Origin of the sequence: Profundibacter amoris (assembly GCF_003544895.1) — a bacterium.
GTDB classification, from domain to species: domain Bacteria; phylum Pseudomonadota; class Alphaproteobacteria; order Rhodobacterales; family Rhodobacteraceae; genus Profundibacter; species Profundibacter amoris.
The window spans coordinates 1542956-1569191 of sequence record NZ_CP032125.1 but is presented as its reverse complement, the minus strand read 5'-3'; the positions used below and the strand labels follow the sequence as shown (position 1 = coordinate 1569191).

Annotated in this window: 32 protein-coding genes, 1 tRNA gene and 1 pseudogene; 10 read left to right on the top strand and 24 right to left on the bottom strand. The window is 54.4% G+C overall.

Annotated elements, in window-relative coordinates; genetic code table 11:
* Positions 1–153: 153 nt before the first annotated feature.
* Positions 154–1158 carry a GlxA family transcriptional regulator gene (locus tag BAR1_RS07855; protein ID WP_118942507.1) on the bottom strand — a complete coding sequence of 335 codons (1005 nt, stop codon included), beginning with the start codon at positions 1156–1158 and terminating at the stop codon, positions 154–156.
* 178 nt (positions 1159–1336) lie between these two features.
* Here BAR1_RS07855 and BAR1_RS07850 point away from each other — a divergent pair, with 178 nt between their 5' ends.
* A complete protein-coding gene (locus BAR1_RS07850; protein ID WP_118942506.1) occupies positions 1337–2704 on the top strand; it encodes a class II 3-deoxy-7-phosphoheptulonate synthase in 1368 nt (455 codons plus the stop codon).
* 4 nt (positions 2705–2708) lie between these two features.
* Here the strand turns inward: BAR1_RS07850 and BAR1_RS07845 are convergent, their stop codons facing one another.
* The gene (locus BAR1_RS07845) at positions 2709–3401 is read right to left on the bottom strand and encodes a PAS domain-containing protein (protein WP_228408791.1); all 693 of its coding nucleotides are present in this window, start codon (positions 3399–3401) and stop codon (positions 2709–2711) included.
* 161 nt (positions 3402–3562) lie between these two features.
* On the opposite strand from BAR1_RS07845, the gene BAR1_RS07840 reads away from it, so the two are divergent.
* Genes BAR1_RS07840 through BAR1_RS07830 form a run of 3 tightly spaced genes read left to right on the top strand, consistent with a single transcriptional unit; the run spans position 3563 to position 5637 of the window.
* Positions 3563–4453: a YicC/YloC family endoribonuclease gene (locus tag BAR1_RS07840; protein ID WP_118942505.1), complete on the top strand. Its 891-nt coding sequence runs from the start codon at positions 3563–3565 to the stop codon at positions 4451–4453.
* 3 nt (positions 4454–4456) lie between these two features.
* On the top strand, positions 4457–5101 hold the full coding sequence (gene gmk, locus BAR1_RS07835; RefSeq protein ID WP_118942504.1) for a guanylate kinase: 645 nt from the start codon (positions 4457–4459) through the stop codon (positions 5099–5101).
* Positions 5098–5637 (top strand): gamma carbonic anhydrase family protein, encoded by a 540-nt coding sequence (locus BAR1_RS07830; protein ID WP_118942503.1) that lies wholly within the window; start codon positions 5098–5100, stop codon positions 5635–5637. The genes gmk and BAR1_RS07830 overlap by 4 nt, the downstream gene beginning before the upstream one ends.
* On the opposite strand, the gene BAR1_RS07825 is transcribed toward BAR1_RS07830, so the two are convergent.
* The 5 genes from BAR1_RS07825 to BAR1_RS07805 all read right to left on the bottom strand — a co-directional run bounded on the left by BAR1_RS07825 (position 5634) and on the right by BAR1_RS07805 (position 8778).
* On the bottom strand, positions 5634–6290 hold the full coding sequence (locus BAR1_RS07825; protein WP_118942502.1) for a class I SAM-dependent methyltransferase: 657 nt from the start codon (positions 6288–6290) through the stop codon (positions 5634–5636). The two genes, BAR1_RS07830 and BAR1_RS07825, sit on opposite strands and share 4 nt — an antisense overlap.
* Positions 6291–6513: 223 nt before the next feature.
* The gene (locus tag BAR1_RS07820; protein WP_118942501.1) at positions 6514–6879 is read right to left on the bottom strand and encodes a VOC family protein; all 366 of its coding nucleotides are present in this window, start codon (positions 6877–6879) and stop codon (positions 6514–6516) included.
* Positions 6869–7693 (bottom strand): lysophospholipid acyltransferase family protein, encoded by an 825-nt coding sequence (locus BAR1_RS07815; RefSeq protein WP_118942500.1) that lies wholly within the window; start codon positions 7691–7693, stop codon positions 6869–6871. The genes BAR1_RS07820 and BAR1_RS07815 overlap by 11 nt, the downstream gene beginning before the upstream one ends.
* On the bottom strand, positions 7690–8469 hold the full coding sequence (locus tag BAR1_RS07810; RefSeq protein WP_118942499.1) for a GNAT family N-acetyltransferase: 780 nt from the start codon (positions 8467–8469) through the stop codon (positions 7690–7692). Before BAR1_RS07810 ends, BAR1_RS07815 begins: the two co-directional genes overlap by 4 nt.
* A 138-nt stretch (positions 8470–8607) precedes the next feature.
* Positions 8608–8778, bottom strand: a complete 171-nt coding sequence (locus BAR1_RS07805) for a DUF3553 domain-containing protein (RefSeq protein WP_118942498.1) — start codon at positions 8776–8778, stop codon at positions 8608–8610.
* A gap of 36 nt (positions 8779–8814) precedes the next feature.
* Here BAR1_RS07805 and BAR1_RS07800 point away from each other — a divergent pair, with 36 nt between their 5' ends.
* Positions 8815–9411 carry a histidine phosphotransferase family protein gene (locus tag BAR1_RS07800; RefSeq protein WP_118942497.1) on the top strand — a complete coding sequence of 199 codons (597 nt, stop codon included), beginning with the start codon at positions 8815–8817 and terminating at the stop codon, positions 9409–9411.
* 129 nt (positions 9412–9540) lie between these two features.
* Here the strand turns inward: BAR1_RS07800 and BAR1_RS07795 are convergent, their stop codons facing one another.
* From BAR1_RS07795 to rplU, 6 genes are all read right to left on the bottom strand, one after another.
* Positions 9541–10788: a glutamate-5-semialdehyde dehydrogenase gene (locus BAR1_RS07795; RefSeq protein WP_118942496.1), complete on the bottom strand. Its 1248-nt coding sequence runs from the start codon at positions 10786–10788 to the stop codon at positions 9541–9543.
* A 46-nt stretch (positions 10789–10834) separates the two neighbouring features.
* Entirely contained in the window at positions 10835–11941 is a 1107-nt protein-coding gene (gene proB / locus BAR1_RS07790; RefSeq protein WP_118942495.1) for a glutamate 5-kinase, read from the bottom strand.
* Positions 11929–12990 (bottom strand): GTPase ObgE, encoded by a 1062-nt coding sequence (obgE, locus tag BAR1_RS07785; protein WP_118942494.1) that lies wholly within the window; start codon positions 12988–12990, stop codon positions 11929–11931. The genes proB and obgE overlap by 13 nt, the downstream gene beginning before the upstream one ends.
* A gap of 110 nt (positions 12991–13100) precedes the next feature.
* Entirely contained in the window at positions 13101–13646 is a 546-nt protein-coding gene (locus BAR1_RS07780) for a GNAT family N-acetyltransferase (RefSeq protein WP_118942493.1), read from the bottom strand.
* Between the two features lie 189 nt (positions 13647–13835).
* The gene (gene rpmA / locus BAR1_RS07775; protein WP_118942492.1) at positions 13836–14105 is read right to left on the bottom strand and encodes a 50S ribosomal protein L27; all 270 of its coding nucleotides are present in this window, start codon (positions 14103–14105) and stop codon (positions 13836–13838) included.
* Between the two features lie 11 nt (positions 14106–14116).
* Entirely contained in the window at positions 14117–14854 is a 738-nt protein-coding gene (rplU, locus tag BAR1_RS07770) for a 50S ribosomal protein L21 (protein ID WP_118942491.1), read from the bottom strand.
* Between the two features lie 192 nt (positions 14855–15046).
* Between rplU and BAR1_RS07765 the strand changes: the two genes are divergently transcribed.
* Positions 15047–15403, top strand: a complete 357-nt coding sequence (locus tag BAR1_RS07765) for a hypothetical protein (protein WP_118942490.1) — start codon at positions 15047–15049, stop codon at positions 15401–15403.
* Positions 15404–15406: 3 nt separating this feature from the next.
* Here the strand turns inward: BAR1_RS07765 and BAR1_RS07760 are convergent, their stop codons facing one another.
* A complete protein-coding gene (locus BAR1_RS07760) occupies positions 15407–16231 on the bottom strand; it encodes a DUF2059 domain-containing protein (protein ID WP_162891706.1) in 825 nt (274 codons plus the stop codon).
* A 197-nt stretch (positions 16232–16428) separates the two neighbouring features.
* Here BAR1_RS07760 and BAR1_RS07755 point away from each other — a divergent pair.
* Positions 16429–16518 (top strand) — tRNA-Ser (locus tag BAR1_RS07755).
* Between the two features lie 538 nt (positions 16519–17056).
* Here the strand turns inward: BAR1_RS07755 and BAR1_RS07750 are convergent.
* From BAR1_RS07750 to BAR1_RS07735, 4 genes and pseudogenes are all read right to left on the bottom strand, one after another.
* Positions 17057–17986: pseudogene (locus BAR1_RS07750) on the bottom strand (recombinase family protein); the annotation flags it as partial.
* 53 nt (positions 17987–18039) lie between these two features.
* On the bottom strand, positions 18040–18417 hold the full coding sequence (locus tag BAR1_RS07745) for a hypothetical protein (RefSeq protein ID WP_118942488.1): 378 nt from the start codon (positions 18415–18417) through the stop codon (positions 18040–18042).
* Between the two features lie 124 nt (positions 18418–18541).
* Entirely contained in the window at positions 18542–19141 is a 600-nt protein-coding gene (locus tag BAR1_RS07740) for a hypothetical protein (RefSeq protein ID WP_118942487.1), read from the bottom strand.
* A 97-nt stretch (positions 19142–19238) separates the two neighbouring features.
* Positions 19239–19715 carry a hypothetical protein gene (locus tag BAR1_RS07735; protein ID WP_118942486.1) on the bottom strand — a complete coding sequence of 159 codons (477 nt, stop codon included), beginning with the start codon at positions 19713–19715 and terminating at the stop codon, positions 19239–19241.
* Between the two features lie 76 nt (positions 19716–19791).
* On the opposite strand from BAR1_RS07735, the gene BAR1_RS17945 reads away from it, so the two are divergent.
* The gene (locus tag BAR1_RS17945) at positions 19792–20043 is read left to right on the top strand and encodes a hypothetical protein (RefSeq protein ID WP_162891705.1); all 252 of its coding nucleotides are present in this window, start codon (positions 19792–19794) and stop codon (positions 20041–20043) included.
* A 2-nt stretch (positions 20044–20045) separates the two neighbouring features.
* On the opposite strand, the gene BAR1_RS07725 is transcribed toward BAR1_RS17945, so the two are convergent.
* The 6 genes from BAR1_RS07725 to BAR1_RS07700 all read right to left on the bottom strand — a co-directional run bounded on the left by BAR1_RS07725 (position 20046) and on the right by BAR1_RS07700 (position 24244).
* Positions 20046–20303: a hypothetical protein gene (locus BAR1_RS07725; RefSeq protein WP_118942484.1), complete on the bottom strand. Its 258-nt coding sequence runs from the start codon at positions 20301–20303 to the stop codon at positions 20046–20048.
* Positions 20300–21691 (bottom strand): type IV secretory system conjugative DNA transfer family protein, encoded by a 1392-nt coding sequence (locus BAR1_RS07720; RefSeq protein WP_118942483.1) that lies wholly within the window; start codon positions 21689–21691, stop codon positions 20300–20302. Before BAR1_RS07720 ends, BAR1_RS07725 begins: the two co-directional genes overlap by 4 nt.
* The gene (locus BAR1_RS07715; protein ID WP_118942482.1) at positions 21688–21993 is read right to left on the bottom strand and encodes a hypothetical protein; all 306 of its coding nucleotides are present in this window, start codon (positions 21991–21993) and stop codon (positions 21688–21690) included. Before BAR1_RS07715 ends, BAR1_RS07720 begins: the two co-directional genes overlap by 4 nt.
* Positions 21980–22357: a hypothetical protein gene (locus BAR1_RS07710; RefSeq protein ID WP_118942481.1), complete on the bottom strand. Its 378-nt coding sequence runs from the start codon at positions 22355–22357 to the stop codon at positions 21980–21982. Before BAR1_RS07710 ends, BAR1_RS07715 begins: the two co-directional genes overlap by 14 nt.
* A gap of 9 nt (positions 22358–22366) precedes the next feature.
* On the bottom strand, positions 22367–22906 hold the full coding sequence (locus BAR1_RS07705; protein WP_118942480.1) for a hypothetical protein: 540 nt from the start codon (positions 22904–22906) through the stop codon (positions 22367–22369).
* Positions 22907–23008: 102 nt separating this feature from the next.
* Entirely contained in the window at positions 23009–24244 is a 1236-nt protein-coding gene (locus tag BAR1_RS07700; RefSeq protein WP_118942479.1) for a hypothetical protein, read from the bottom strand.
* Between the two features lie 237 nt (positions 24245–24481).
* Between BAR1_RS07700 and BAR1_RS07695 the strand changes: the two genes are divergently transcribed.
* A complete protein-coding gene (locus tag BAR1_RS07695) occupies positions 24482–25528 on the top strand; it encodes a hypothetical protein (protein WP_118942478.1) in 1047 nt (348 codons plus the stop codon).
* Position 25529: 1 nt separating this feature from the next.
* On the top strand, positions 25530–25904 hold the full coding sequence (locus BAR1_RS07690) for an ankyrin repeat domain-containing protein (RefSeq protein ID WP_118942477.1): 375 nt from the start codon (positions 25530–25532) through the stop codon (positions 25902–25904).
* Positions 25905–26236: the final 332 nt, after the last annotated feature.

Sequence of the window (26236 nt, the reverse complement as noted above, 5' to 3'; positions counted from 1 at the left end):
GCAAAAGAAAAGTAATTAGAGCCATAAATCACGGGCTTAATCGGGTTGAAAGCGGTGTTTTGGGGTTCAATCTACCCAGTATCCGGTATTTTTCCCGCTTTTGCCGGATCAGATCAATCCGCCCGAATTGACCTGGCCCGATTTGGGGAATCGCTATCCCGGCTCGTGCGACCCTTGCGCACCCCGTTCGCGATAAGGCGTGGTGCTGTAGTGCGCGCGGTAGCATTTGGAAAAATGCGACGGGCTGGCAAAGCCGCAGGCCAATGCGACATTGATCACGCTCATATCCGTCTGCATCAAAAGGTTGCGCGCCTTTTGCAGCCGCAGTTCCATATAATAGCGTTTGGGCGAACGGTTCAGATACCGGCGAAACAGCCGCTCTAACTGTCGCGTGGACATGCCCACATCGCGCGCCAGTATCGAGGGGGAAATCGGCTCTTCCAGATTGCCCTCCATCATTCTGATCACGGTGGCCAGTTTCGGGTGGCGCACCCCGATGCGCGTGGGAATGGACAGGCGTTGCGTATCGCGGTCCGTGCGGATCGAGGAATAGATCAACTGGTCGGCCACAGCATTGGCCAGTTCTTCGCCGTGTTCATTGGCAATCAGCGTCAGGAACAGATCAATCGAGGCCGTCCCCCCCGCCGCCGTATATCGGTTGCCATCAATCACAAAAACCCTTTTGGTCAGCTCGATTTCGTCAAAGTCCTCGGCGAAACTGTCCTGGTTTTCCCAATGGATCGTGGCGCGTTTGCCATCCAGCAGTCCGGCCCGTGCCAAAGTGTAGGACGCGGTGCACAGCCCGGCAATCCGCACCCCGCGCCGCGCTTCGCGCCGCAGCCAGTTCAGCACCGGTTTGGTGGTGGATTTCTGCACATCCAGACCGCCGCACAGTATGATCGTATCATCGCGACCGGTTTCGATAAAACCGCTGTCCAGCCTGATTTCAACATTGGAAGAACTGGCGGCAAATTCCCCGTTTTCCCCGACCAGAACGGTTTCATACAGGGTGCGCCCCGACATCCGGTTGGCCAGACGCAGCGTTTCGACCGCGCTGGCAAAGCTGATCAGGGTAAACCTGTCCAGCAGGGCAAACACAAAACGATGCGGCTTTTCCGGCGCGTTTTCTATGTCGACGATCTGGCGACTCACATCCATTTGCGGCGTCCTTCACAAGGGGTTAAATTACCGAAACAGGTTTGCGAATTCCGATCAAGCAAAACCATATCGCCTGTTGAAAATACTTCTGTCACAACCTTGCATTTCCCCTGTTGGCACTGCGGGCATTCGTGATTATACTTTGTGTTTCTGACACTTATTTTCCGGAGCAAAGACGATGACAAATTGGCAAAAATCTGACTGGCGGAACAAACCGCGGGTGCAGATGCCCGAGTATACGGACGAGGCCACGCTGAATGCTGTAGAAGCACAGCTTGCCAAATATCCGCCGCTCGTCTTTGCAGGCGAGGCCCGGCGTCTGAAATCCGCCCTTGCCGATGCCGCCGAGGGGCGCGCGTTTTTGCTGCAAGGCGGCGATTGCGCCGAAAGCTTTGCCGAGTTTTCCGCCGACACCATTCGCGACACCTTCAAGGTGATGCTGCAAATGGCGATGGTGCTGACCTATGGCGCCAAGGTGCCGGTGGTCAAGGTGGGCCGCATGGCCGGCCAGTTCGCCAAACCGCGCTCGGCCCCGACCGAAACCGTGGATGGCGTGGAACTGCCCAGCTACCGTGGCGACATCATCAACGATCTGCCCTTCACCGCCGAGGCCCGTATCCCCAACCCGCAGAAAATGTTGCAGGCCTATACGCAGGCCGCCGCCTCGCTGAACCTTGTGCGGGCGTTTTCGACAGGCGGTTATGCCGATGTGCATCAGGTCCATTCCTGGACATTGGGATTCACCCGTGGGGAAAACGCGGCCAAATATCGGGAAATGGCGCAGCGAATTTCCGACACGCTGGATTTCATGAAAGCCGCAGGGGTGGACAGCAGCCGCGCCCACACTTTGCAGACGGTCGATTTCTATACCAGCCACGAGGCCCTGTTGCTGGAATACGAAGAAGCCCTGTGCCGCATCGACAGCACCACCGGTATGCCGGTTGCCGGCTCGGGCCACCTTCTGTGGATCGGCGACCGAACCCGTCAGCCCGACGGGGCGCATGTGGAATTCCTGCGCGGGGTGCAAAACCCGATCGGTATGAAATGCGGCCCCACCATGACGGCCGAGGATCTGAAGGTTCTGCTGCACAAACTGAACCCCGAAAACGAGGCCGGCCGTCTGACCCTGATCACCCGTTTTGGCGCTGGCAATGTGGGCGACCACCTGCCCCGCCTGATCAAAACGGTTCAGGAAGAAGGCGCGAATGTTTTGTGGACCTGTGATCCGATGCACGGCAACACGATCAAATCGGCCTCGGGTTTCAAAACCCGTCCGTTTGAATCGGTGCTGCGCGAGGTGCGCGAATTCTTTGCCATCCACAAGGCCGAGGGCACCATTCCCGGCGGTGTGCATTTCGAAATGACAGGACAGGATGTGACCGAATGCACCGGCGGCGTCCGTGCCGTGACCGACGAAGATCTGTCGGCCCGTTACCACACCGCGTGCGATCCGCGCCTGAACGCCAGCCAGTCGCTGGAACTGGCGTTTCTGGTGGCCGAGGAACTGTCGGACCTGCGCCAAAGCAAACAGGCCGAAGCGGTCTAAGGGTCTAATCGTTGGAGACAACCAAACGAAGGGTCGGGTGATTGTCATCCGGCCCTTTTTCTGTGGGCGGCGTGTAAGGTGCCTGCCCTTCGGCAAATCCCTTCACTGGCGTTTTTACCGGCGCAAGCTCTGCCACTGTTGCCGGCGCATGGCCACGTTCCAGCACCTTCATCTGCACATTTGCCACGTTGAACCGGCGCGGCGCGCGGCCGATCGGCCCGTCCGTCACCAAGGCCCCCAATACGCGCGTCACCTCGCCCAGATCGCTGCGCAGGGGCAGCAGGATGACTTTGGCGTCCATCGCTGGTCTGCCGATGCCTTTTTCGGCCGTCAGGGTCAGTTCCGCCACTTGCGGTCCGTCAAACACCAATTCCAGCGCATCTGTCACCGTGTTGCGGGCGGCAGGGGTGAAAAAGGATGTAAACGGCATGCCGCGCACTTCCATACCCAGCAGATCGTTCAAATGCATCCCCGACAGCCGGAACCGTCCTAGACCGGGGGCAATGCGTTCCAGAATAAAGGTATATTCCAGCGCCCGCTCAATCCCGCGCGGGTCAATCTCGCTTCGCAAAGGAACCAGACGGCCCATGCGCAGACCTTCCCAATAGGCCTCGATCTGTTTTATCTTGAGGAAACGCACCTGTTCCCTGAACCCCACCATTGAAATCACCTTGCGGCCACCCCTGAATTTACCCATGATACACACCCCGTGCCAAATGATACCCAAATCGCGGGCCGTCATTGTTGTGACAGGGTTATGTCTCTGTTAACCCTATGCTCACAATGCTTACCGCCAGGTTAATATGGCACGGTTTGTCTAAAATTGCGGGGGAAAAATTGTTAAATGGTTAACTGCCGATGATCACATCTATGACAGGGTTCGCCGCCCGAAATGGCGAAAGCGACGGGTTTACATGGGCTTGGGAGGTCCGCAGCGTCAATGCCAAGGGGCTGGATATCCGCCTGCGGGTGCCCGACTGGGTGGAGGGTCTGGAACAGGCCCTGCGCAAACAGGTCGCCAAATCGGTGGGGCGCGGCAATATCAACCTGACCCTGCGGGTGCAGCGCGACGAAGGGTCGACGCCGCTGAACCTGAACGAATCGCAACTGGCCCGCGTTTTGCAAGCCCTGTCGCGGATCGAGGACGCCGCCGCCGACAGTGATCTGACATTGGTGCATTGCACCGCCGCCGATGTGCTGGCGCAACGCGGGGTGATTGATACCTCTGTGGTGCAGGACGACACAGGCCCCTTGCTGGCGGCCCTGCTGGATGATCTGCCGCCACTGCTGGAGGATTTCACCGCCATGCGCCGCAATGAGGGGGCGGCGCTGGACAAGGTGATCCATGAGCAGATCGACCAGATCGAGGTCCTGACCAAAGCCGCCGCCAAAGCCGCAAAGGCCCGCCGCGATGATGTGGCCAAAACCCTGCGCGCAAATCTGGCCCGTGTGCTGGACAACTCCGATGGGGCCGACCCGGACCGCGTGGCGCAGGAACTGGCCATGTTAGCGGTCAAATCGGACGTGATGGAAGAACTGGACCGTTTGCGCGCCCATGTGGATGCCGCGCGTGATCTGATGGGCAAATCCGGCCCCGTAGGGCGCAAGCTGGATTTCCTGATGCAGGAATTCATGCGCGAGGCAAACACCCTGTGTTCCAAATCGCAATCGGTTGACCTGACACGGATCGGACTTGACCTGAAGGCGGTGATCGACCAGATGCGCGAACAGGTGCAGAATGTGGAGTGAACGATGAGCAACAAAAGACGCGGGTTACTGATCATCTTGTCCTCGCCCTCGGGTGCGGGGAAGTCGACGCTCTCCAAACGGCTGATCAACTGGGATCCGACAATCGGCTTTTCGGTTTCCGCCACCACCCGTCCGCCGCGCCCGGGTGAGGTGGACGGCAAGGATTACTACTTCAAATCCCACGATGAATTTGCAGCACTGGTAGACAGCGGCGAGATGCTGGAACATGCCGAGGTGTTCGGCAATTTCTACGGCTCGCCCAAAGGACCGGTTGAAAGCGCCATCAACGAAGGGCGCGATGTGCTGTTTGACATCGACTGGCAAGGCGGCCAACAGGTGCGCGCCTCTGCGCTGGGCAAACATGTGCTGTCGATCTTTATCCTGCCCCCCTCGATCGCCGAGCTGGAGCGCCGCCTGCACACCCGCGCGCAGGACAGTGACGAGGTGATTGCCACACGGATGAAGAAAAGCCGCGATGAAATCAGCCACTGGGACGAATACGACTATGTGCTGGTGAACGATGAACTGGATGAAACCGAAAACCGGCTGAAAACCATCATTCAGGCCGAACGGATGCGCAAAAGCCAGCAACCCTGGCTGATGGACCATATCCGCGCATTGAACAAGGAATTCGAGGAACGCCAATGACCCTATATGCCATCGACGGAAAATCCCCCACCCTGCCCGTTGAGGGCGACTACTGGATCGCGCCCGATGCCAACATCATCGGCAATGTGGTGCTGCAAACGGCCGCGTCTGTCTGGTTCGGCTGCACCCTGCGCGGCGATAACGAGCTGATCTTTGTCGGCGCCGGCAGCAATATTCAGGAAAACTGCGTGCTGCACACCGATCCGGGCTATGCCCTGACCATCGGCGCCAATTGCACCATCGGCCACAAGGCCATGCTGCACGGTTGCACCATCGGCAGCAATTCCCTGATCGGCATGGGGGCCACGGTGCTGAACGGCGCGCGGATCGGCAAAAACTGCCTGATCGGGGCCGGCGCGCTGATCACCGAAGGCAAGGAAATTCCTGACGGATCACTAGTAGTGGGCGCGCCGGGCAAAGTGGTGCGCGAGTTGGACCAGACGGCCATTCAGGGCCTGACCACAAGTGCCCTGCACTATCAGGAAAACATGCGCCGGTTTCGGGATGGTTTGACGGTGATTCAGGCCGGGGTTTAAGCGGATTTCTTTTTGCCGGTAACCGCCGCAAGGCCGCCATCCAGAAAAGAACTGACATTGGCTGGACCGAACCCGCAGTCCTCAAAACTGTCGCAGACATCCTGCGGGTCCAGTTTTCGCGCTTTGGAGGCCCACAGACGCAACGCCCCCGCCGCGAAAACCCCGCATCGGTAATCCGCGATTATCCGTTCCGCATGTGCCCCGTCAAATTCCGGCGTCGGAAACAGAACCGAGGCCGTGCCACCGGGCCTTAACACCCGCGCCACTTCGGTTAACAGTTGTTTGCCATCCGGCACCACATTGATCAGCGAGGACGACAGCACAAAATCGAACTGCTCTGCCCCCATCCCTGTTTGCGTCGCATCCCCGACCAGAAATTCAACCGCCCCCTTCCCGCCGGTGGCCCTTTTGATCATTTTTCCGGATCGGTCCATCGCGGTTACAACAACGCCGCTTGATGCAATATCGCGGGCAAAATTGCCCGGCCCGCATCCCAATTCCAGCAATTTGGCGTTTTCCCCGACTTTCAGCGCATCGAGCCAGTCGGTTAACGGGGATTTATACCATTCGTACCGGTATAGGCGCTCGAATAATGTGGGCGTATCAACGATTAACAATGCCAACGCCGGAAGTGTCGAAATGGTTCTAAGCATTGGTTATGGCATCCTTTATCACTGCATCTTGGCGGTTAGTCGCCCTAAAACGATCAACTGCATTACACATAAGCAGCAAGATTTCTTTTCGAAAGCCGTTACCAAAATGATAGTCGCTATCCAATCGACGGGGAACTTTTTAAAGGAATTGCCAAACACGAGCCTGCTGGAGTTATTTTGCAAGCTAATACAGTGTGTTAGAAACGTTTAGCTAACATAGAAATCAGGCGTGGTCCGCTTCAAATAAAAAAACATTCCTGCCATCAGGATCTTTGATAATCACACGCCACCCATCCCCGAAAGGCGCAGTTTGGGCAACTATGTTGTTTTGTGGCAATTTCAGACGGTCCAGATTGGCAACCTTTATGCCAACCATTGCCGATCCGCCGATGTCCCCGCCCTCGGACGGATAGATTTCCAGCGCCAAGGCGTCCAGTTGGCAACAGTAATGCTTTGGTCCCGCGCCATGTTGCTCGCTTTGAAACGCCAGCCCCAGTCCGGTGTAAAACGCCACGGTTTCAGACATATCCCGTGCATAAAGAACCAGAAATGAAACCGCACCAGCAGGCGTTTTGCGATCATCCCCCATGTTCGAACCCCGAACACACCACATCCTCGCAATATTTCGCCAGCGCCTTGCGCCCGTCGAAATCCGCCACCCTGACCGGCGGGTGATAGATCACCTCGACCGAGCCATTGCGCCGCACCGACAGTGTTTTCAGCAAATGCGGGGCCAGCTCCATATCGCCCCACCAGCCGTAAAACCGCTCTTCCTCGCCATCCGGTGCCGTGTATTTCACCGTCACCGGCTGAATATGCATGATATCGCGCAATTCCGGCACAAAGAACGCCTGAAAAAGCGTTGATTTAAAAGGAATAACCCGCAATCCATCGGTCGAGGTTCCTTCCGGGAAAAATAATAGTTTATGGCCCGCTTTCAGGCGGTCTTCAAAGATTTGCAAATGGATTTTTGCATCTTGCGGGCGGCGGGCGATAAACACCGTGCCCGTGGCCCGCGCCAGCCAGCCGATCAGCGGCCAACCGGCGACCTCGGATTTGGCAACAAAGTAGATCCGTTTTGCCGCATTCAGGGTGAATATATCCAGCCATGAGGCATGGTTGGCCACCACAGCCCCCTTTTGCTTCATCCGGTCCCCTGTAACGATCAGGCGCAACCCCATGATAAACAGGGCGGATTTGCAAACAAACTGGGTAATATAGGGGGTGATCGGCCGGTCCATCCCGAACAGCGGCCGCTCAACCAGACGCAGCAGCAGCAGCACCGCCAGCCCGACCAGAATAACCAGCAGCATCGGCACCACCCGCAGCACCACCCGAACCCGGCCCATTGGCGTCACCTTATAGGGCACCTCGGCCTCTTCGGGGTACCACATCCCGCTCATCCGTGCCGCCCTTTGGTATAAAGCGTGCGGTTCTTTTCGCTGATATTCTGCGTATCCATCAGCAAAAACACATCGGTGGTGTTGAAACTGTGATCAATAAACGCGCCCTCGCCCACATAACCGCCCAGCCGCAGATAGGCCTTTATCAGCGCCGGCATGGCACGGGCAGCGGCGCGGCGGTCGATCCGGTCGACCGGCAGCAAATCCATAGTCTGGAAATAGGGTTCCAGCACCCGGGCCCGCATCTCTTCGGGGGCAAGGTGGTAATGGTGCAAACAGGCAAGCGGCTCACGGATGGCATTGATGTCGGTGCCATGGAAGCTGGCCACCCCGAACATCACCTCGATTTCATGTTCCAGCACATAGGCGCCAAGGCCGTTCCACAACACATACATCGCCCGGCTGCCGCGATAATCGGGATGCACGCAGGATCGGCCCAGTTCCATCAACCGCCGGCCGCTGGATTTGATCGCGCTCAGGTCATATTCGTCCTCGGAATAGAACCGCCCGGCCTTTTCGGCCATATCCCCGCGCAACAGACGGTAAACCCCGACGACATGCTTGTCCGAGCCTTCAGGCTGAGTTTTGTCGATCAGCAACAGGTGGTCAAAGAAGTCGTCAAACTCATCTTTCTCCAGCCGTGCCTCATGGTCCACCAGCGGGCCATCCCCGCCCAGTTCCTGAATAAACACCTCGTAACGCAGCCGCTGGGCAGCGTGCAGATCGGCCCTGGACTGTGCAAGGCGCAATTCGAATTTCTTGTCTTCGAAGGTCATTTACCCATCACATCCGGTGTCCAAACACTGGCCCAACTTCTACGAATTGCGCCCTGAAATAGCAACAGATTGCCCGCACAGCGATTGACTCGCGCCTAAGCTGTGCTAGCGTTAATGGCAACCCGCCATGCAAGAACCTCAAGGATCCACCAGCATGAGTTCAATCTCGCTCCCGACAATAACAACCTTGCCTGCATGTTCAAAATTAACGGTTATTTTACCATTTATCCGTGATTGTACCTGTCCAAGGCCCCACTCGGGCCGGGTCGGGTGTTTCACCAACATGCCCGGTTCCAGTAATTCATTCATAAGGACGCCCCCTTTCGCAGGACAGGAAGTTAGACCATGACCACACAAAGCACCATCGCCGCCCTGATCGGCTCGCGTATCTGTCACGATCTTATCAGCCCTCTGGGGGCGATTGGCAACGGGGTTGAACTGCTGGGCATGGCGGGATCGGTGGACGGTCCGGAAATGGCGCTGATCAGCGAAAGTGTTGCCAGTGCCAATGCCCGCATCCGGTTTTTCCGCATCGCGTTTGGCGCGGCAAGTCCGGGGGCCATGGTCGGTCTGTCCGAAATCACCTCGATCCTGCGCGATATGGGGGCGGCCGGTCGGGTGCAATATGACTGGAACAGCGAAAACAGCCTGTCCCGTTCCGAAGTAAAGCTGGCCTTTTTGCTGATCCAGTGTTTCCAAAGCGCGATGGCTTTTGGCGGCACCGTCAAAGTGCGTCAGGGGCCGGATGGCTGGCGGCTGGCCTGCACGGCTGACAAAATGAACATTGATCCGGAAAAATGGGAAATGCTGGTTTCACCGGTCAACAAAGTTGATCTGTCTCCGTCCGATGTTCACTTTGCGCTGGTTCCCGATGCGGCTCTACAGGCAAACCGCGCCCTGAAAACCGACCTGCGGGAAGGCACGATTGCCTTGTCTTTTTAACCCTGCTTCCAAATGGTTCAAATATCCCCGCCGGAGGCATCGCACCCCGTCAGGGACGCGCGGGGCGACGCCGTCAGGCGGCGCAACCCCTTAGAACATGTCGCACCAAATCGAATTCGTCGACACGCTCTAGGCGCGCACTGCCCCGTCGCCTGTAACGATATATTTGAAACTAGTCAGTTGCTCGGCCCCGACCGGTCCGCGGGCGTGCATTTTACCCGTCGCAATACCGATTTCCGCCCCCATACCGAATTCGCCACCATCGGCAAACTGGGTCGAGGCATTATGCATCAAAATCGCACTGTCCAGCCGCTCGAAAAACCGTGCGGCCGCAGCCGCATCCTCGGCCATGATGGCATCGGTATGGTTGCTGCCGAATTCACGGATATGGGCAATCGCGGCGTCAATATCATCCACCATTTTGGCGGCAATGATTGAATCCAGATATTCCATGCCGAAATCCTCATCGGTTGCGGGTTTGCTACCCTGCAACCCCTCTCCGGCCCGCACCTCGATCCCCGCCGCGATCAGATCGTCAATCACCTGCTGGCCCAGCCCTGCCGCATCCCGATGCACCAGCAAACATTCCGCAGCACCACAAATCCCCGTGCGCCGCGTCTTGGCATTCAGCACCACCTTGCGGGTCTTATCCGGATCCGCCGAAGCATCGATATAGACATGCACAATACCCTCAAGATGGGCGAACACCGGCACGCGGGCCTCGCGCTGCACCAGCCCGACCAGACCCTTGCCGCCGCGCGGCACGATCACGTCGATACTGTCGGTCATGCGCAGCATTTCCTGCACCGCCGCCCGATCCCGTGTCGGCACGCGCAAAATGGCGTCCGCGGGCAGACCGGCTGCCTTTAGCCCCTGCACCAGACAGCCGTGGATCGCGCCAGAGGAATGGAAGCTTTCCGAGCCGCCGCGCAGGATCACCGCGTTGCCCGCCTTCAGGCACAAGGCACCCGCATCCGCCGTCACATTCGGGCGGCTTTCATAGATCACGCCGATCACCCCCAAAGGTGTGCGCACCCGTTTGATATGCAGGCCACTGGGCATGTCCCATTCGGCAATCACATCACCCACCGGATCCTTTTGCGCCGCCACTGTGCGCAAGCCCACCGCCATCGCGGCAATCCGGTCTCGATCCAGCATCAACCGGTCCAGCATCGCCGCTGTCAGCCCCTTGTCACGGCCATAGGCCATGTCTTTTTCATTGGCCGCCAGAATATCGTCCGTATTGGCAATAATCGCATCAGCCGCCGCCATCAGTGCCTTTTCCTTGGCCTCGGAACTGGCAAACCCCAGTTCGGCCGAGGCCGCTTTGGCGCGGGCGCCCAGATCGGCCATCATGGTTTTGATTTCATCGCTCATAAGATTCTATGCCTCCGGCGGGGATATTTGGACGAAAAAGAAACAGTTACAAGACCATATCGTCACGGTGGATCAGGGCAGTGCGTGGCTCGTAGCCGAGGATTTTCTCGATCTCGTCAGAACGGCGCCCCTTGATCAATTGCGCCTCTTGCGCGGTATAGCGCGACAGGCCCGCGCCAAGCGGGGCACTATCAGGACCAAGGATGGTCAGCGGATCGCCCCGGCCGAAATCCCCCGTCACGGCCGTCACACCGGCGGGCAGCAGCGAATTGCCACGGGCCAGCGCGCGGGCGGCACCGGCGTCTACCGTCACTGTGCCCTTGGGCTTCATTGCGCCAATCCAGCGTTTGCGGGCGGTTTGCGGATCGTCCACGGGCGTGAACCAGGTAGCATTCGCGCCGTTTTCCAGCGCGCTCAGCGGGCGCAGGGCAAAGCCGTTGCATATGGCCATACCACAGCCCGCCGCCATCGCGGTTTTCGCGGCCATCAGTTTGGTTTTCATCCCGCCCTTGGACAGACCGGAGCCCGCATCCCCCGCCATCGCCTCGATTTCCGGCGTGATTTGTTTGATCACATCATAGCGTTTGGCACCCGCATCCTGCGCGGGATTGGCGTTATAGAATCCGTCAATGTCCGAGAGCAATATCAACTGGTCCGCCCCCACCGTCACCGCCACCTGCGCCGCCAGCCGGTCGTTGTCGCCATAGCGGATTTCGTCGGTGGCGATGGTATCGTTTTCATTGACGATCGGCACCACGCCCAGTGACAGCAACTGTTCCAGCGTGGCGCGGGAATTCAGATAGCGGCGGCGGTTGGCACTGTCTTCCAGCGTCACCAGCACCTGCGCGGTGGTGATGCCGTGGGGCGCCAGTTCTTCTTCGTAAGCGCGGGCCAGACGGATTTGGCCAACAGCGGCGGCGGCCTGGGATTGTTCCAGCGCCAGTTCTGTTGCAGGCAAGCCCAGCACCCCGCGCCCCAGCGCAATGGAACCAGAGGAAACCAGAATAACATCCGCCCCCTGCCCGCGCAGCCATGCCACGTCTTGCGCCAATGAATGCAGCCATTCAGCCCGCAAATCGCCCGTGTCGCGGTCCACCAGCAAGGCAGAGCCGATCTTGATCACCAAACGTTTGGCATGGGTCAGGGATGCCATTGGGCTTCCTCCCCGCTGTCGTCCTCCGACCCGGCCGCCTCGGCCTTTTTGATCCGCAATTTGTCTTCGGTGATCTCGGCCCGAACCGCACGTAAAACGTCGATCAGCCCTTCGCCAGACACGCCCGACATCATAAAGACGGGGCCACCCACAGCGGCCTCTAGTTCGGCGCGTTTTTCGATGCGTTCTTCATCATCCAGCGCGTCTATTTTGTTCAGCGCGGTTACGCGGGGCTTGTCGGCCAAATGGCCGCCATATTGCTCCAGCTCGTTGATGATCACGCGGTAATCTTCGGCCACATCTTCGCTGGTGGCATCCACCAGATGCAGCAGAACCGAGCAGCGTTCGACATGGCCAAGGAACCGGTCGCCAATGCCGCGCCCTTCAGAGGCACCGGCGATCAGGCCGGGAATGTCGGCCATCACGAATTCGGCGTTATCCACACCGACCACGCCCAGATTGGGGTGCAGCGTGGTGAAGGGGTAATCGGCAATCTTGGGCCGCGCGTTGGATGTGGCGGCCAGAAAGGTGGATTTGCCAGCGTTGGGCATGCCCAGAAGGCCCGCGTCGGCAATCAGTTTCAGGCGCAGCCACAGGGTGCGTTCGACCCCTTCCTGCCCCGGATTGGCGCGGCGTGGGGCGCGGTTGGTGGGGGATTTGAAATGCAGGTTGCCAAAGCCGCCGTTGCCGCCCTTGGCCAGCAACACGCGTTGGCCTACCTCGGTGATATCGGCGATAACGGTTTCTTCGTCCTCGTCCAGAATTTCACAGCCCACAGGCACCCGCAGGACAATATCGTCGCCATCGGCACCGGTGCGTTGCGCGCCCATGCCGGCTTGGCCGTTTTTGGCAAAGAAATGCTGCTGATAACGAAAATCGATCAGCGTGTTCAGCCCGTCCACGCCTTCGACCCAGACATCGCCACCACGGCCGCCATCGCCACCGTTGGGACCACCGTATTCGATGTATTTTTCACGCCTGAACGACACACAGCCGCCGCCGCCGCCGCCCGAGCGGATGTAAACTTTGGCTAGATCGAGGAATTTCATGGATTTTCGGCCTTAAATAATTGTCTGTCTTGGGCATGTCGCGCCCGATCGAATTCACTATCCGGTTGGGCACGACACGCTATAGGCGATAGAACAGAAAGCGTCCGGCCTCAAGCCTCGTCCATCTTCCTGATATAGGTCCATGTCGCCACCGTGGCATCGCGGGCCACTGAAAAGCTCTCGGCATCGCCGATATATTCGAACCCCGCGTTGGTCAGAACACGGGCTGATGCGGGGTTGTCCTGAAACACCTCGGCAAAGATCGTTTTGCACACTTTTGGGTTGGCGTCGATCAGGGCATTGACCGCTTGCGAGGCATAGCCGGTGTTCCAGAAAGCCGGTGCAATCCAGTAGCCGATTTCGGCCTGCCCGCGTTCGATACAGGTCAGCCCGATCACGCCCAGCAATTCTGCGTGCCCATGGGCCGAGCCATCTAGAACCCAGACATCCTCGCGGCGATCATCCGCGGTGACACGCGCGATAAAGGCTTCAGTGGTGCCTGGTGGCAACGGGTGCGGGATCGAGGTGGTCGAACGCGCAATCCTCTCGTCGCTTGAGTAAAGCTCTAGCAGACCGGCATCTGATTTGCGCAACGGGCGCAGGGTGAACCGTTCGGTATCAATAACCGGCAGGTTTATAATCTGTTCAAGTCTCATGCTGGCCCTCCTTTTGGGTCGCATCTGGATCAGATGGCGATTGTGATGCCCTGTTACAAGACATCTTATAATCACCGGGCCTTCAATCTACTGTGACACTGGAGCGATTTTTGGGCGCAATAATGTCGAAAAAGCAAAAGGACCGGTGTTGCCACCGATCCCTTTAAAATCTTACCATAAGGTTTCGGCTTATTCAGCGGCCTCCGCTGCCGGAAGGACCGAAATAAATGTGCGGCGTTTAAGGCCTTTGTGGAAGGTCACCTGACCTTCGACAGTTGCAAAGATTGTGTGATCCTTGCCCATGCCTACACCTTGGCCCGGCCACATCTTTGTGCCGCGCTGACGCAGGATAATGTTGCCTGGAATGACAGCTTCGCCGCCATATTTCTTAACACCAAGGCGGCGACCGGCAGAGTCGCGACCGTTGCGGGATGAACCGCCTGCTTTTTTATGTGCCATCTCGTCTCTCCTTAGCCTTTAGCCAGTTTCTTGGCCTGATCGACCCAGCCTTCGCGCTCGATACGGCCTTTGAACGACAGTTTCCCGTCCATATCAGCAATATCGGCTTTAGACCAGCCCGCGATCTGGGCAAATGTGGTTACGCCGTTTTCATTCAGCTTCTTTTCCAGTGCCGGGCCAACGCCTGACAGCTTCTTCAGATCGTCAGCACCCGTAGCGGCCGGTTTGGCGGCGGCCTTTTTGGCGGGCTTGGCGGCAGGTTTTGCGGCCGGTTTGGCTTCTGCCTTGGCTTTGGCCGGTTTAGCGGCCGGTTTGGCAGGTGCCTTGGCCTTCTTCGCCGGTGCTGCCTTGACAGGCTTGTTGCTGGCGGGCTTCAGGGCAGCCAGCGCAGCAGCCGAAACCGACCCCGTGCCAACAGCTTCTTTTACACCCGACTTGTCAGCGCCTTTTTCCAGGATCTCGGTGATCCGGACCAGCGTCAGCTTTTGACGGTGGCCTTTGGTGCGCTTGGAGCCATGCTTGCGACGACGCTTGACAAAGTGGATCAGCTTTTCGCCTTTGATCTGGTCGACCACATCGGCCTGAACGCCCGCACCTTTAACAGTGGGTGTGCCGATTGTGTTGCCAACCATCAGAATTTCGTTGAACTGGACTTTTTCGCCCGCATCCGCCGCAATACGTTCGATCCGCAGGACATCGCCTGCCTGAACCTTGTATTGCTTGCCGCCGGTTTTCATAACCGCAAACATCTGGTATTCCTTCATTTCATCCGCGTTCTGTGGCCGCCCCGATTGGGGTGTTTTGCCAGTATCGGCGCCTCGAACTGCGCGCCCCCTCGGGCGTCATTTCATAAACCTGACAAGGGAAGCCTTGCCAAGATGCGCGCTTATCCGGGAAATAGGGATATAAGTCAAGCGTTATGAGTAAGGGAATATAGGGAAATGCGTATTATTTTGACAGTGGCTGTTCTGGCATTGGGTGGTTGTGACATGGGCCATCTGGGAAACCCGTTGATGTGGCCCGGCATGGCAGTTGGCAGTGCGGTGGAAAACTCCACCTATAATGCACGGCGCAAGAAGGTTTCCGACCATGTCAATGCGCACCAGTTTGAAATTCTGACCGATATCGGTGTCGGGGGTGGTCCGGCGCTGGACAAGGCCTTTGATCTGGCACGGGTTCATAAAACCAACCGGCCACAGCTACTGCGCACGCTGCAAAAGGAAATCGCCATGTATCGCCCCAACACCGCCAAGGCCCGCGAACAGCTGGTGATCGCGCTGATGGTCAACGGCGGATAACCATCACAGATCTTCGCCGTGCATGAATTGCGCCGCGGTCAGCCCCAGCGCTTTGGACACATTCACCGTCACCCCGTCATAGGCCGCAAACAGCGCCGCATTCAGCGCGCGGCCTGCTTTGCTGGCCGAAAAATTGATATAGGCCCGCAAATCGTCATCACTCAGCGGTTCATAGGCCAACAGCATATAGGAATAGAGCCATTCGGTTGAATCCAGCCGGATTTCCTCTTCCTGCGCCCAGACTTCTTTCAGGACATCGGCGTCCGAAGGGGCCGGATCAAAGGCGCGCCCCTGGATCATGCCGGTATAAAAGGCATAGCTGGCGTTCAGGGCCGACATGACGTTGAATTCAACCAGATCATTGGCATCTACCAGTTCGTTCAACAACCGCATCCGTTCCGAGCCCTCTTCGGACAGGGCGTGAAACCGCTCTTTGCTGGCGTTTTCGATGGTCTTGTCCAGCAAGGCCTGTCGCGCCTCTAGCTCCAGCGCGGCGATCTTTGCCCCCGTATCCGATTCAAAAAACGCAATCATCGCGTCAATGTCCGCACCCTTCAGTCCGGATTTGAATGCCGGCAGGAAGGTTAACCAGATACGGTCGGGTTGATAGATTTCGTTTATCGCCCGCTGCCAGCCAATCCCCCCTGCCCCGCCCAGCATCTCGCGATCCAGATCGTCACCATAGGTTATGCCTTCTTGCCGCATCACATCGAACATCGGTTGCAGGTGCAGCAGGTTGGCCAGACGTTCGACCTTGGTTGCGTCCTGTGCATTTGCCAGCGGTGCCAGCGATATAAACAGTAATATCAGGAAAAAACGCTTCAACATTGGCCACCCTGTCGGTTTTCGCATTCCACCTGTGTATAGAGACAATTGCCGACACTTGAAAGCCATCCGGTTTCCCATCCGGATTGCTAAATTTATGTGACCGGTCAAGGAATCCGGATTCAGGCCATTTTTCTATTGTGTCCGCCGCAAGCTGCCCTTAGATACAGCCACGGTTCGACAACAGTCGCCAATCACGCGGAGAGGTGCCGGAGTGGTCGAACGGGGCGGTCTCGAAAACCGTTGTGGGTGCAAGCCTACCCAGGGTTCGAATCCCTGTCTCTCCGCCATTTCACACTTGCCTATGTGAAGACCCTCTAACACCTTGAATGGTAAGGACGTTTTTGGGGTTCGAAGTCCTTCATTTCGGCAGTATGCAATACGCTCGGAAAAGGCCAATTTCAGCACAGTTCTTTTAAGGGTCAACTGACCTGATTCCCATAGTTTCCAAGGGTTTGCGAGGAAGTTGGTGGCGAGTTCGAACAAATCGTCGAAGCTATGCGCTGGCTTCACACCATTTTGCTGTTTTTCGGCTAAAACCAACTTATCAGTCTCCAGTTTTGATAGGCGTTTTTCGTATGCAGCAATAACGCGCGGGTTTTCGGTTTCCACGATGCGATCCAGCAGGCTTTCAATTTTCTTATCCACTTGCACCGCTTCACGCTTAAGGCCGTGCAGCATGGTCTCAGCCTGCGCCATGCGTTGCGCCCAGACATCTTTGAACATTGCCGTTACCAGAGCATACAAGCCCTCAGTGGGCTGTAGAGCGCGCACGACCTCGGCAAAGTCACCTTCCAGTACATCACGGCGGATCGACTTGCGATAGCTAACGCAGCCTTTGGTTGGGCAGAGATAATACGGATGTTTCTTTTTGGTCTTACTGGTGGACCAGCAAGCAGTAAGAGGTTTTTCGCAGTCGTTACAAAGAACAAACCCACGCAAAGGAAAGTCTGCGCTGATATCTTTGCGCGCGGGAACGCGTGCAGCTTCCTTCATACGCCGTTGAACGGTTTGGAAGGTTTCCAGTGAGATCAGACCCTCATGGTGGCCTTTGCGCAAGGACACATCCCAATCAGGGGCTTCCACATAACCCGCGTAATGCACACGGCGCATCAGGCGGACAACTTCTTCATAACGCACAAAGCCGGTGCGGCGATCCTTGGGAAAATCAGGCTGGTTTTCAAGAAAGCGTTTAACCTCGCCTTGGGTTTCAAACCGACCCGAGGCAAAGCCTTCCAAGGCTTCCTGAATGATCGAAGCCATTGGTTCGTCGCGCACCAGTAGTTTGCCATGTTCTTTGGTTTTTTCGTAGCGAAAGCCCGGCGGAGCGTGAAACACCCAATACCCGTTCATAACACGAGCGCGCATGCGGTTTTTGGTTTGCTCACCATTCTTTTGACGCTGGTGTTGTGACACTGATGCCAGAAGGTTTTCGATCAGGATTGAATCGCTATCTTCACCAAAGGTGATGGATGGACTTTCAAGTGTTCCGCCGGTCTCTTTCAGAGCGCGGCGCAAAGCCCAATGCCCTTCGATATCACGAGCAAAGCGGCTGATATCATCAATGACTACAACCACGCCTTCGATTTTTGATTTCCGAACATAATCCAGCATGGCATTAAACGAAGGCCTTACGGAAGAACCGCCGGATACTGCCTTTTCATAGAAAGTTTCGACAACTTCATAACCTTTGCGCGTGGCGTATTCACGGCAGCGCGTTTCTTGAGATTCTAATCCGTGCCCTTCTTCGACCTGCATCTTGCTGGACACACGACAATAAATTACGGCTTTAGTTGGTGTTTGGCTTGTTGTCATTCTTGACTCCCTTCTTGCGCCGAGTTCTGTAATCGACCAGATTGCCGATCAGCGGATGCGTTAAATATCTTCTTGGAATTCTTTGGAGATGTTAGCACAGACGCCGATTGTTCGGCGATAAACTTGGCGATTTCCAGCTGTTGCTCACAAATATTGCCAGCAGCTTGCTGGACTGGGTGTATCCCGAAGCCAAGATCGACAGCACTGACAACGAGTGCCAAGAGGGATTCCAGAAACGTCCGCTTTTCCCCATCTGAAAGGTTGCTTTCATCCAGATACTTGCCGTAAAGCTCCCAATCAATGGTCAGCGTTGGCGGAGCTTTCTTTGCCACACCTACCTCTGATTTCATCTTGCCTGTTTTATCCTCTGTCATTCTGTCTCCGTTTCTTGTCTTTCTCCATTTTACTGCCCGCACATTGCGAACATAAGCAGAACAGGATAGACATTTATTCCTAGAAACGCAATATTTATTGCGTTTCCATAGTGTTAACTGGTGACTACGTCCGCTTGAGGGACTGCGTTTGTTCACGTTTCACCTCACGCGCCTGTTGCTCAGCCTCACGCTCAGGCACAATGAATTTTTTCTCCAGAGCCTTGCCGAAATCATACAATTCACGGCCCTCTATTTCACGATAGGCCATTGTCATCAGCTCTTTGGCACCGGTTTCAGTAATGTTGAGCTTTTCTGCCAATGCACCGCCGACATAATCATAGGCACGGTAAAACGGCATGGTGTCGCCATCACGGATCAACGGTTCAATCATTCTGGCATATTCGAACGCATCCTTTTGTGCCGTCTCAGGCAGGTTTTCTTGCCGCTCTTTTAGGCCCAGTCGCATTTGGTTCATTGTTTCGCCGTAGTGCTCTTTGAATTGATCACGAATGATCATCTCAGCCTTCATGGCATCGAACTTTTCTCCACGCGCAAAAGCATGGGAATAGTCGGTCAGTTTTTCGCGAAATTTTCCATTTTTACGAATGCCGCGATGCATGATTTCGGTCAAAGACCTACTTTCATCAGATTGACTGTCCGACAATTTCTTGTTGGTAGGGGTATGGCGCGCCTTGGTTGCGAACTCTTGAATATTATCTGTCATAGTAGTTTCCTTTTTGTGGTTTCTATTGGCTTTCATTATTGCTGCCTTAGTTGGTAATTTTGGCGCTTTGGATTGATCATTTCATGGCACGTCAACCCTACCGCCGCCGCTCCGGCCCCGCGCGCCGATCTGCTGCGCGCTGAAAATCCTTGCGTGGTTTTTCGCGCTGTTCCTTGGTCAAAGCGTCACGTTGTTCGGCAGTTACAACCAGAGTATCTAGCTCTTGGGTTTCACGGCTTGCCAGTTGCGATATGCGGCGAGAGTGATCATGTTGCACATCGCGGTGCGCCTGCCGTGTCAGTGCGGACTTATCGAAGTTATCCGAGCCAAACAGGCGATGTTTTAGCGTTCGATCTTTTACGCCCGCCTTATCAATGCGCACCTGCAATGCCTTTTCGACACGGGTTTTATAATCGCGTTTGTAGAGCTTTTCCTGCTTGTTGCCCTCGCGGGCATACCGCTTGGTGATTTCACTCATTTTCTCCAGATCAGCAGGGCGCGTCAGGTTTTTGGCTCTTTGGCGAAAGCTCGCCAGATCGAAGGTTCGTTTCAGGTCTTCTGTGATGCTGGACATCGCAGTCTCCTTTGTTTTTCGGGCAGGTTTACGGCTAAATTTGCGTCGCAGAATCTGCTTGTGATACTCTGTGTTCATGAGAGATTTTGAACATGTACAGGACGTTGAAGAGTGGCTTGAGCCAATGAATTGGAACGAGTTTTTTGTTAAACTCAGCCCTTATGGCGTTGATGCCGAAATACGGGCGGATTGCGAGATAAGCGTTGCCAATGGTGGATCGCAGGATACGGTGCTTTCGGTCATAAAGAGTTTGATGCGGATCGAGTTGACCAAGGAACTTGGCCTTAAACGCCGCCCGATCACGCCTTGGGTGCAGTTGGTGGAATAGCATTAACGCCCTCCTTCCTTGAAGAAGGCGACATAACCGCAACGCCCATTTGAGGCGGGAACGGTGTGCACCCCATATGGCCCCCAAAACGTGCATGACGTATAATGACGCGCACGGAATGGATCATATGCGTTGCCGTTATCCACGAATTCATACGACCAGATTACGTGAGGAAGCCCGACAGTGACGAAGCCGCCGTAAAGGGCTAAAGGCACCAAAATCCAATAGAAGAAGCTCAGGCGAAAGAAACGAGGTTTCATTTTCGGTCTCCTTTTTTGATATCAAGGGTTACGCGTGGATCAGCCGCGCGTTGCGGGCCTTCAAGTGGATTATCGGCCAACTCGCCATGGCAAAACGGCGCAATCTGGTGTTGCTGGATTTTGCGGCAATGAAAAAAACCAACATCCTTAATGTGCAGGATTTGTTCATCCGGTTTCAGGCGCATCAGACGTTCGGCTGAAAACATCCGGTCTTTGCTGGTGCCGATATTGCCGGTGTAATCCAGTTGCCCGGAATTGAACCCAAGGCTTTTATTGATAACCTGCGATTCTCCCATAGCGCGGCTCACCCGCTCCGCCTCATCGAACGACGAAAATCCGAACCACTGCTTAATCACCGCGTTTTCTTCAATCGTGGCGGTTTCTTTATCGCCATAAGCGCGTTGAAGCTCCGAACGGCTTTGGACAATAAAGTGGCAGTTGCCACCAAATCCGCGCATGACAGTTAGGGCTGACACAAGGGCTTTTAATGGCGCATTTGTTGCTTCATCTAGGATGAAATCGACTTGGCCTTGGGCATCAGAAAGCAAGGCTTCGACAAAACTTTGCAGGTGCGATGCGTAATGTGCTCCAAGGCGTGACATATGCCGCTGCGGGCCAACAATGAACACGATATATTTTTCAAGCAACAACTGGGAATGGGTGACATCGATATCCACCCCTGCGTGGTGCAAAGGACTGCCCGCACTATAAATGCGAAGAGATTTGATCGCCGAACCACGGTGTTGACCGAAATGTTCTTTGTTATTTTTAGCCATATCGACGATATGCGCGCCAAGTGCAGAAAGCACTTCATCGCCTTCTTCTTTTTCGACCTTGGCGGCGCTGAGTAAAATGTCTGGGTTTGCCAGCATTGCCCAAACTCCGCCCGGAACAGCGAGTTTGGGGTGACGTTTCAGCAGAGCCAATTCGGCAAACTCTTGAAGTGTTCTGGGTTCACTCCTCCAATATTCGTTTCGAACATCATTTTCCGGCTCAGAAATCAAAGCGTGATTTGCGGTTTCCGTGGCAAAGACCAGTTCGCCATTATTGCTTTTATGCGCGGCAATCATTCCACCAAACGGATTGATCGAAACGCGGTACGGGTTGTCTTTGCCCAGAACGCCAAAATCATCAATTATTGCAACCTTGCGCCCGAATCTAGCGCAGGTATCAGCACACTGGGCGGCAATTTCACCGTTTTTGCAATCGTTCACAATAACGGCGCGACTATGATCACCCATGAGAGACAACAACCAAGGCACCGCACCCGCCGTGGTTTTCCACGAGCCAGCCGAAGCCATCAGCAAGCTGTGGCTGGGCTTTGGTGCAATAATTGGCGTGTCATTTTCAAGCGATGTGGCCAACAGGCGTCCGAACGGTACGCTCATTTGATCATCCCCGCTTTTTTGAGGTCATCAACACTTGCCAACTCCGATGGTTCCGCCACGCGGTTTGCTTCTTCAAATTCAGCAAATTCTTTATCACGGGCATAAAGCTTGAACATAATCATGATGGCTTTGATCAGCATTGCTGGTGCGGTAATACCAAGCGAAATGCTCATCAGCCCAAAACCCCACCACTTGAGGCTATCAGGCCAGATCAGCCACGCGCCAACCGCGTAAGAAAACGCGCCCAGCAGATACATGTTGATTTTGAACACCGTGCCACGGCTGGATTTACGCGGATTCATGGCGCGCCTCCTTGCTTTCCCAAACGCGAGTAATTTCGGCATGGATGGATTTCAGGTGTTTGGTACTGCCCCAGACGGCACCAGACAGCTCACTTCCGCGCAGATCACGCGAGACGAGTTTCAGCTGGCCAATACGTGCCGCGCCAATGAGCAATGCGGTTGCGCTGCCAATAATTATGGCAATTTCATCGGGGAATAAAATACCCCTGAATGCAAAACAGAAAGCACAACTACCAATCACTGGCACCAACGAGATTGATAACAGCGGACGTTGAACATCCGCCGCAGTTATACTGTCCAAAAGGTAGCTACTACGATGCGTTACAAGCGTATTGTTTTTGATTTTTGCGGTGTTGAAATTCATATCCGCCTCCTATTCACTGGCGCATTGCGGCGAGCGCAAAGCACGGGTTAATTCTGATTGAATGTTGCGGACCTGAGGCGGAACTATTGCCCGTGCCGATCCAGAATAAATTGCAAGCGGGATGATTTGTTCAGCCTGATAAACCGCCGTCGCGCATTCGCATCTGGAACCAGCTTGCGACGCGGCGCGCTCAATACGCCTATCATCGGCTTCACGAGCGCGGCGCTCCTGTTCGCGCAAAGCATTTGCGCCCGGAATTGGAATTTCAAAGTTTCCGTAGTTACGACACAGGTCTTGCCCGTCTCGACCAAAGAGCAATCCAAAGGTGGACTGGCAATCAAGCTCAGGAACCACCGTTACAGGTGGCGGTTCCCGCCTCGCAGAAATATCTGCCTGTAAATTGGCCTCACAAATCGCAGGCCATTTCATTTTTGCCATTTCCCTGTCATTCACGAATGAGCCAGCCCCAAATACATGGATAACCGCGTAAACACCGACCCCAAGAAAAACACTGGGACTAATCGGAAAGTTGCTGAAATCAATTGGCATCGACCAACTCCTCTTCTGGCAAGGGTTTGATCTGACCGTTTGTAGAAGCCTTACAGGCCACCACAAACCGAGTTTGGTTATAGTCGCTAAATGTGCGTCCCATCACGAACGCCCTCCACCATTGCGGTGAGAATGGCGAGAACGGTTGCTGACATGGCGCGTAGGGTTGCGATCATCCAACAAGTTTTGGTTCAAAAATCCGACAAGGTTCTCGCCCTCTGGTGCAATCACTTCGTCGTCTGGATCATCGCGATATCCCTGCCATACCAGCACCATCAAGGTGATCGTCCAAAGGATCAGGCCAAACGCTATATCTACGCAAAAAGTGATTAGCGCGATTGGCAGAAAATGCCCCATATAGGCAAAGGTATCGGTGACGCCAGTTTTACGAGGAAATTCTGGACGCGTTTGATCCCCAGTTTCCAGCTTGCGCAAAACCGCATCCAAACCATGGGCATATCCATCCATCAGGTTACTCAATGTGCGGGTGGCAACGGGACGCTCAGCAACTACCCGCCCGTTTTCCAACTCGCTGATATAACCCTCAAGCAAGCCTGTTGGAATTGCCGCATCTAGCTGGCTCACAGCTTGACCACGTTCGGTATCAATCGCCTGCAACAATTTGCGTCGCTCAGTCGTGTTGAGATCAGGGTCCGTTACAATGTCCTGATATTGCGAACCTAGATCGTTTAGGGCGCGAAGGGCGGATTTACGATCTACTTCGCCCGCTTCAACTTGATCAAGGATGCTGCCTGCGCGTTGACGTTCCGCAGCAACTGCGAAGGACACACGGCCTGCACCACCAGAGCCACGCAAACTCAGGCATGAGGTTGAAATTTCGCAAGATTCCTTAGCAATCAGATCATCCTGAATGGAGCGCATAACTGGAACAAGACGACCAGCCTCAGCCGCTATCTGGGCGCGATCATCAACAAAGCGGGCGTAGTCACGATTGTGCTCTTCCAAACGCAATGTTTCGACATCTGGCAAAACCATGCCGGAATAAGTCGCCCCCCACATGCCCGCACCAACAAGCGCTATGGCCGAAACACTCAACAATCCGGCACCCGGCATTCCTAGCGAGGTCAACGGCGCGCCTTTGTCGATTGCCAAACGGTTGACGCCAAGTGAGGCAAGCAAAGCGCCCGTTCCAAGCAAAACACCTTTGGCAATTGCAGTTACGCCGTCTCCATTGATCAGATTTGGCAAAGCCAAGGCAAACATGCCCGCGCCAACAATCGAAAGGCCAGTGACTGCCTTTGACGCAAGCGGCGCGCTCTTTCTTGGTTTCATGCGTTTTTTGGGTTGCTTGGGTAGATTTGATTTAGTGTTGTTCATAATAGGTTCCAATACGAGAGAAATGGTTTTGGGACCGCCAATAAACTGATCGTTTTTGTTGACGCATGCTCATTTCCACGAGCACTTCTCTGGCATACGCTGGATCGCAGTTCAGAGCCGCTGAACAAGTATTGAAGGTATTGAACTTTTGCTGAAGATTTGCTCAACTAATCGGCGGTCGTTGACATTTTCAGGGATTAAAATGAGTTTGATGGAAAGTTAACCAAGGAAGTCTTATTGCTTAACAATCAAAAATCGATTTGTGCCGCTTTACGTTTTGAGCCTGAATATCGCTTTCGGCTATGGCAGGCACTAATTGATGATATTGAATTACTCGGAGTCGGACATGGGAAGTATCTTGATCAAATCCACGATAGTTTCTCTATATGGCATGAAACTGGGTATGATTTTCACCATCCCAACGGAAATCCCATTGATTTAGATGCGCTAACCAAGGATGATTTGTATGGGTTTATTCGCGGTTATAAATCTGGAGCGAGTGGCCCCACCAGAAAAATTTCTCATAACAAGGTGGCGGTTCTAGATGTATTCTTAAAGGCTAAATACCCTTACCTTGTTGCCGCGTTTGATCAGTCAAAGGCGTTTGAAACACTATTACTCATTTCAAACGCACTATTTGGAAATTTTGCTGCCCCTGTTGCAAGAAACGCTTCTGGGGAATTTCTGAACGACATTACAGGCGTTTATATACTGAAAACTCGAGATGTAATTACTGGCGATAGGTTCAAAACGAATAGACCCCAAATAATCAGATATGGCATACCCGTAATTATCATAACAGAAACACCAACTACTTCATTTTGCGTGGTCCACAAGCTGATTATCCCTATTGCAGAAAAATATTTCTCAGCTCGATTTCTCTACGAAATTGGGTGCAATAGTCAGTTTCCTTTTAGCCAAGACCCCGCTTCTACAACCACGAACCAAGATCAAATTTTTAGCGGTGTAGCAGTTCCTGGGCGAACAACAATTGATGAAAACAATTGGCTATTAAATTGCCTCTGCCGGGAGCGTTCAACATACGAGCCGTATTTTATGTCCTTAGCCTATAACTTTGCTCAAAGAGAGGAAGTCAATAAGCTCAAGCCGTTAAGCGTTGAACAAAAAAACCTTGAGGCATCTGAATACTTGTTTCAAACTTTTAACTGTAAGTATCTGAAAGTAGACATTTTTAATGTATATTCATCTGAAAAAATGAGGTATAGTGGAGCCTTCTATGACCATTTAAAGGAATACTACCACAATCTTGGAGCGGAAATCTAAGATGAAAAAACCACACAAGCATATGAACTTTGATGACGACAATAGTAATGGAGGTTTTTCAGACCTAAATATATTTCGCTGTATTATGAACAATGATATACAGGGTGTCGACGCTTGCCTGACATTAGAGTCTCGCGAAATAAATCGTTCGCACCCCGAAACGGGAATAACTCCACTCATGCTTGCCGCAGGACAAAACCTAGAATTTATGGTGAGCCATTTATTGTTGAAAAACCACGTTGATTTATTTGTTAAGGATGTCTTTGGGCGGTCAGCGCTTGATCATGCAAGGTTAAACCCAAGAATTGTAAAATTGTTATTGGATGGCAAAACGCGACGCAGGAATCCATCTTTTCCCGGCTCTAATCTGAATTAGTGTTTTTTCAACCCAACCATTCAACTTAAGCTTTTACCAGCCCTTACAGCTACGTTCAAAGGCTCAGCAACGGGACCACAAATCCAAAATGTAAAGGCAACCCCAGACAGCAAGCAAAACATACAGCACGCTGCAAGCTGTGTTCTGTAATACAGAACCTACTTGGCAAGGGAGACGCTAGCGCTCTCCCGTTGCATCCCTCAGGCCAGTGGTTGAATAGGCAAGGAATTCAAATGTTACCCACTGCAATGTCAGTAGGGCTGTCAGTGACAATTTCCATATATCGTAAAAAAGTGCACTATTAGCTATAAATGTAGTATTTTCGCTTCACA

Coding starts and splice junctions, on each gene's coding strand:
- BAR1_RS07810 (WP_118942499.1), bottom strand. CDS start 8,469: ATGACCTTCGAAGACAAGAAATTCGAATTGCGCCTTGCACAGTCCAGG.
- obgE (WP_118942494.1), bottom strand. CDS start 12,990: ATGAAATTCCTCGATCTAGCCAAAGTTTACATCCGCTCGGGCGGCGGC.
- BAR1_RS07760 (WP_162891706.1), bottom strand. CDS start 16,231: ATGTTGAAGCGTTTTTTCCTGATATTACTGTTTATATCGCTGGCACCG.
- BAR1_RS07830 (WP_118942503.1), top strand. CDS start 5,098: ATGACCCTATATGCCATCGACGGAAAATCCCCCACCCTGCCCGTTGAG.
- BAR1_RS07825 (WP_118942502.1), bottom strand. CDS start 6,290: ATGCTTAGAACCATTTCGACACTTCCGGCGTTGGCATTGTTAATCGTT.
- BAR1_RS07850 (WP_118942506.1), top strand. CDS start 1,337: ATGACAAATTGGCAAAAATCTGACTGGCGGAACAAACCGCGGGTGCAG.
- BAR1_RS07745 (WP_118942488.1), bottom strand. CDS start 18,417: ATGACAGAGGATAAAACAGGCAAGATGAAATCAGAGGTAGGTGTGGCA.
- BAR1_RS07820 (WP_118942501.1), bottom strand. CDS start 6,879: ATGGGGGATGATCGCAAAACGCCTGCTGGTGCGGTTTCATTTCTGGTT.
- BAR1_RS07840 (WP_118942505.1), top strand. CDS start 3,563: ATGATCACATCTATGACAGGGTTCGCCGCCCGAAATGGCGAAAGCGAC.
- BAR1_RS07795 (WP_118942496.1), bottom strand. CDS start 10,788: ATGAGCGATGAAATCAAAACCATGATGGCCGATCTGGGCGCCCGCGCC.
- BAR1_RS07725 (WP_118942484.1), bottom strand. CDS start 20,303: ATGAAACCTCGTTTCTTTCGCCTGAGCTTCTTCTATTGGATTTTGGTG.
- BAR1_RS07690 (WP_118942477.1), top strand. CDS start 25,530: ATGAAAAAACCACACAAGCATATGAACTTTGATGACGACAATAGTAAT.
- BAR1_RS07720 (WP_118942483.1), bottom strand. CDS start 21,691: ATGAGCGTACCGTTCGGACGCCTGTTGGCCACATCGCTTGAAAATGAC.
- BAR1_RS07735 (WP_118942486.1), bottom strand. CDS start 19,715: ATGTCCAGCATCACAGAAGACCTGAAACGAACCTTCGATCTGGCGAGC.
- BAR1_RS07740 (WP_118942487.1), bottom strand. CDS start 19,141: ATGACAGATAATATTCAAGAGTTCGCAACCAAGGCGCGCCATACCCCT.
- BAR1_RS07715 (WP_118942482.1), bottom strand. CDS start 21,993: ATGAATCCGCGTAAATCCAGCCGTGGCACGGTGTTCAAAATCAACATG.
- BAR1_RS07705 (WP_118942480.1), bottom strand. CDS start 22,906: ATGCCAATTGATTTCAGCAACTTTCCGATTAGTCCCAGTGTTTTTCTT.
- BAR1_RS07710 (WP_118942481.1), bottom strand. CDS start 22,357: ATGAATTTCAACACCGCAAAAATCAAAAACAATACGCTTGTAACGCAT.
- BAR1_RS07700 (WP_118942479.1), bottom strand. CDS start 24,244: ATGAACAACACTAAATCAAATCTACCCAAGCAACCCAAAAAACGCATG.
- rpmA (WP_118942492.1), bottom strand. CDS start 14,105: ATGGCACATAAAAAAGCAGGCGGTTCATCCCGCAACGGTCGCGACTCT.
- BAR1_RS07805 (WP_118942498.1), bottom strand. CDS start 8,778: ATGAATGAATTACTGGAACCGGGCATGTTGGTGAAACACCCGACCCGG.
- BAR1_RS07800 (WP_118942497.1), top strand. CDS start 8,815: ATGACCACACAAAGCACCATCGCCGCCCTGATCGGCTCGCGTATCTGT.
- proB (WP_118942495.1), bottom strand. CDS start 11,941: ATGGCATCCCTGACCCATGCCAAACGTTTGGTGATCAAGATCGGCTCT.
- BAR1_RS07780 (WP_118942493.1), bottom strand. CDS start 13,646: ATGAGACTTGAACAGATTATAAACCTGCCGGTTATTGATACCGAACGG.
- BAR1_RS07815 (WP_118942500.1), bottom strand. CDS start 7,693: ATGAGCGGGATGTGGTACCCCGAAGAGGCCGAGGTGCCCTATAAGGTG.
- rplU (WP_118942491.1), bottom strand. CDS start 14,854: ATGTTTGCGGTTATGAAAACCGGCGGCAAGCAATACAAGGTTCAGGCA.
- BAR1_RS07765 (WP_118942490.1), top strand. CDS start 15,047: ATGCGTATTATTTTGACAGTGGCTGTTCTGGCATTGGGTGGTTGTGAC.
- BAR1_RS07845 (WP_228408791.1), bottom strand. CDS start 3,401: ATGGGTAAATTCAGGGGTGGCCGCAAGGTGATTTCAATGGTGGGGTTC.
- gmk (WP_118942504.1), top strand. CDS start 4,457: ATGAGCAACAAAAGACGCGGGTTACTGATCATCTTGTCCTCGCCCTCG.
- BAR1_RS07855 (WP_118942507.1), bottom strand. CDS start 1,158: ATGGATGTGAGTCGCCAGATCGTCGACATAGAAAACGCGCCGGAAAAG.
- BAR1_RS17945 (WP_162891705.1), top strand. CDS start 19,792: ATGAGAGATTTTGAACATGTACAGGACGTTGAAGAGTGGCTTGAGCCA.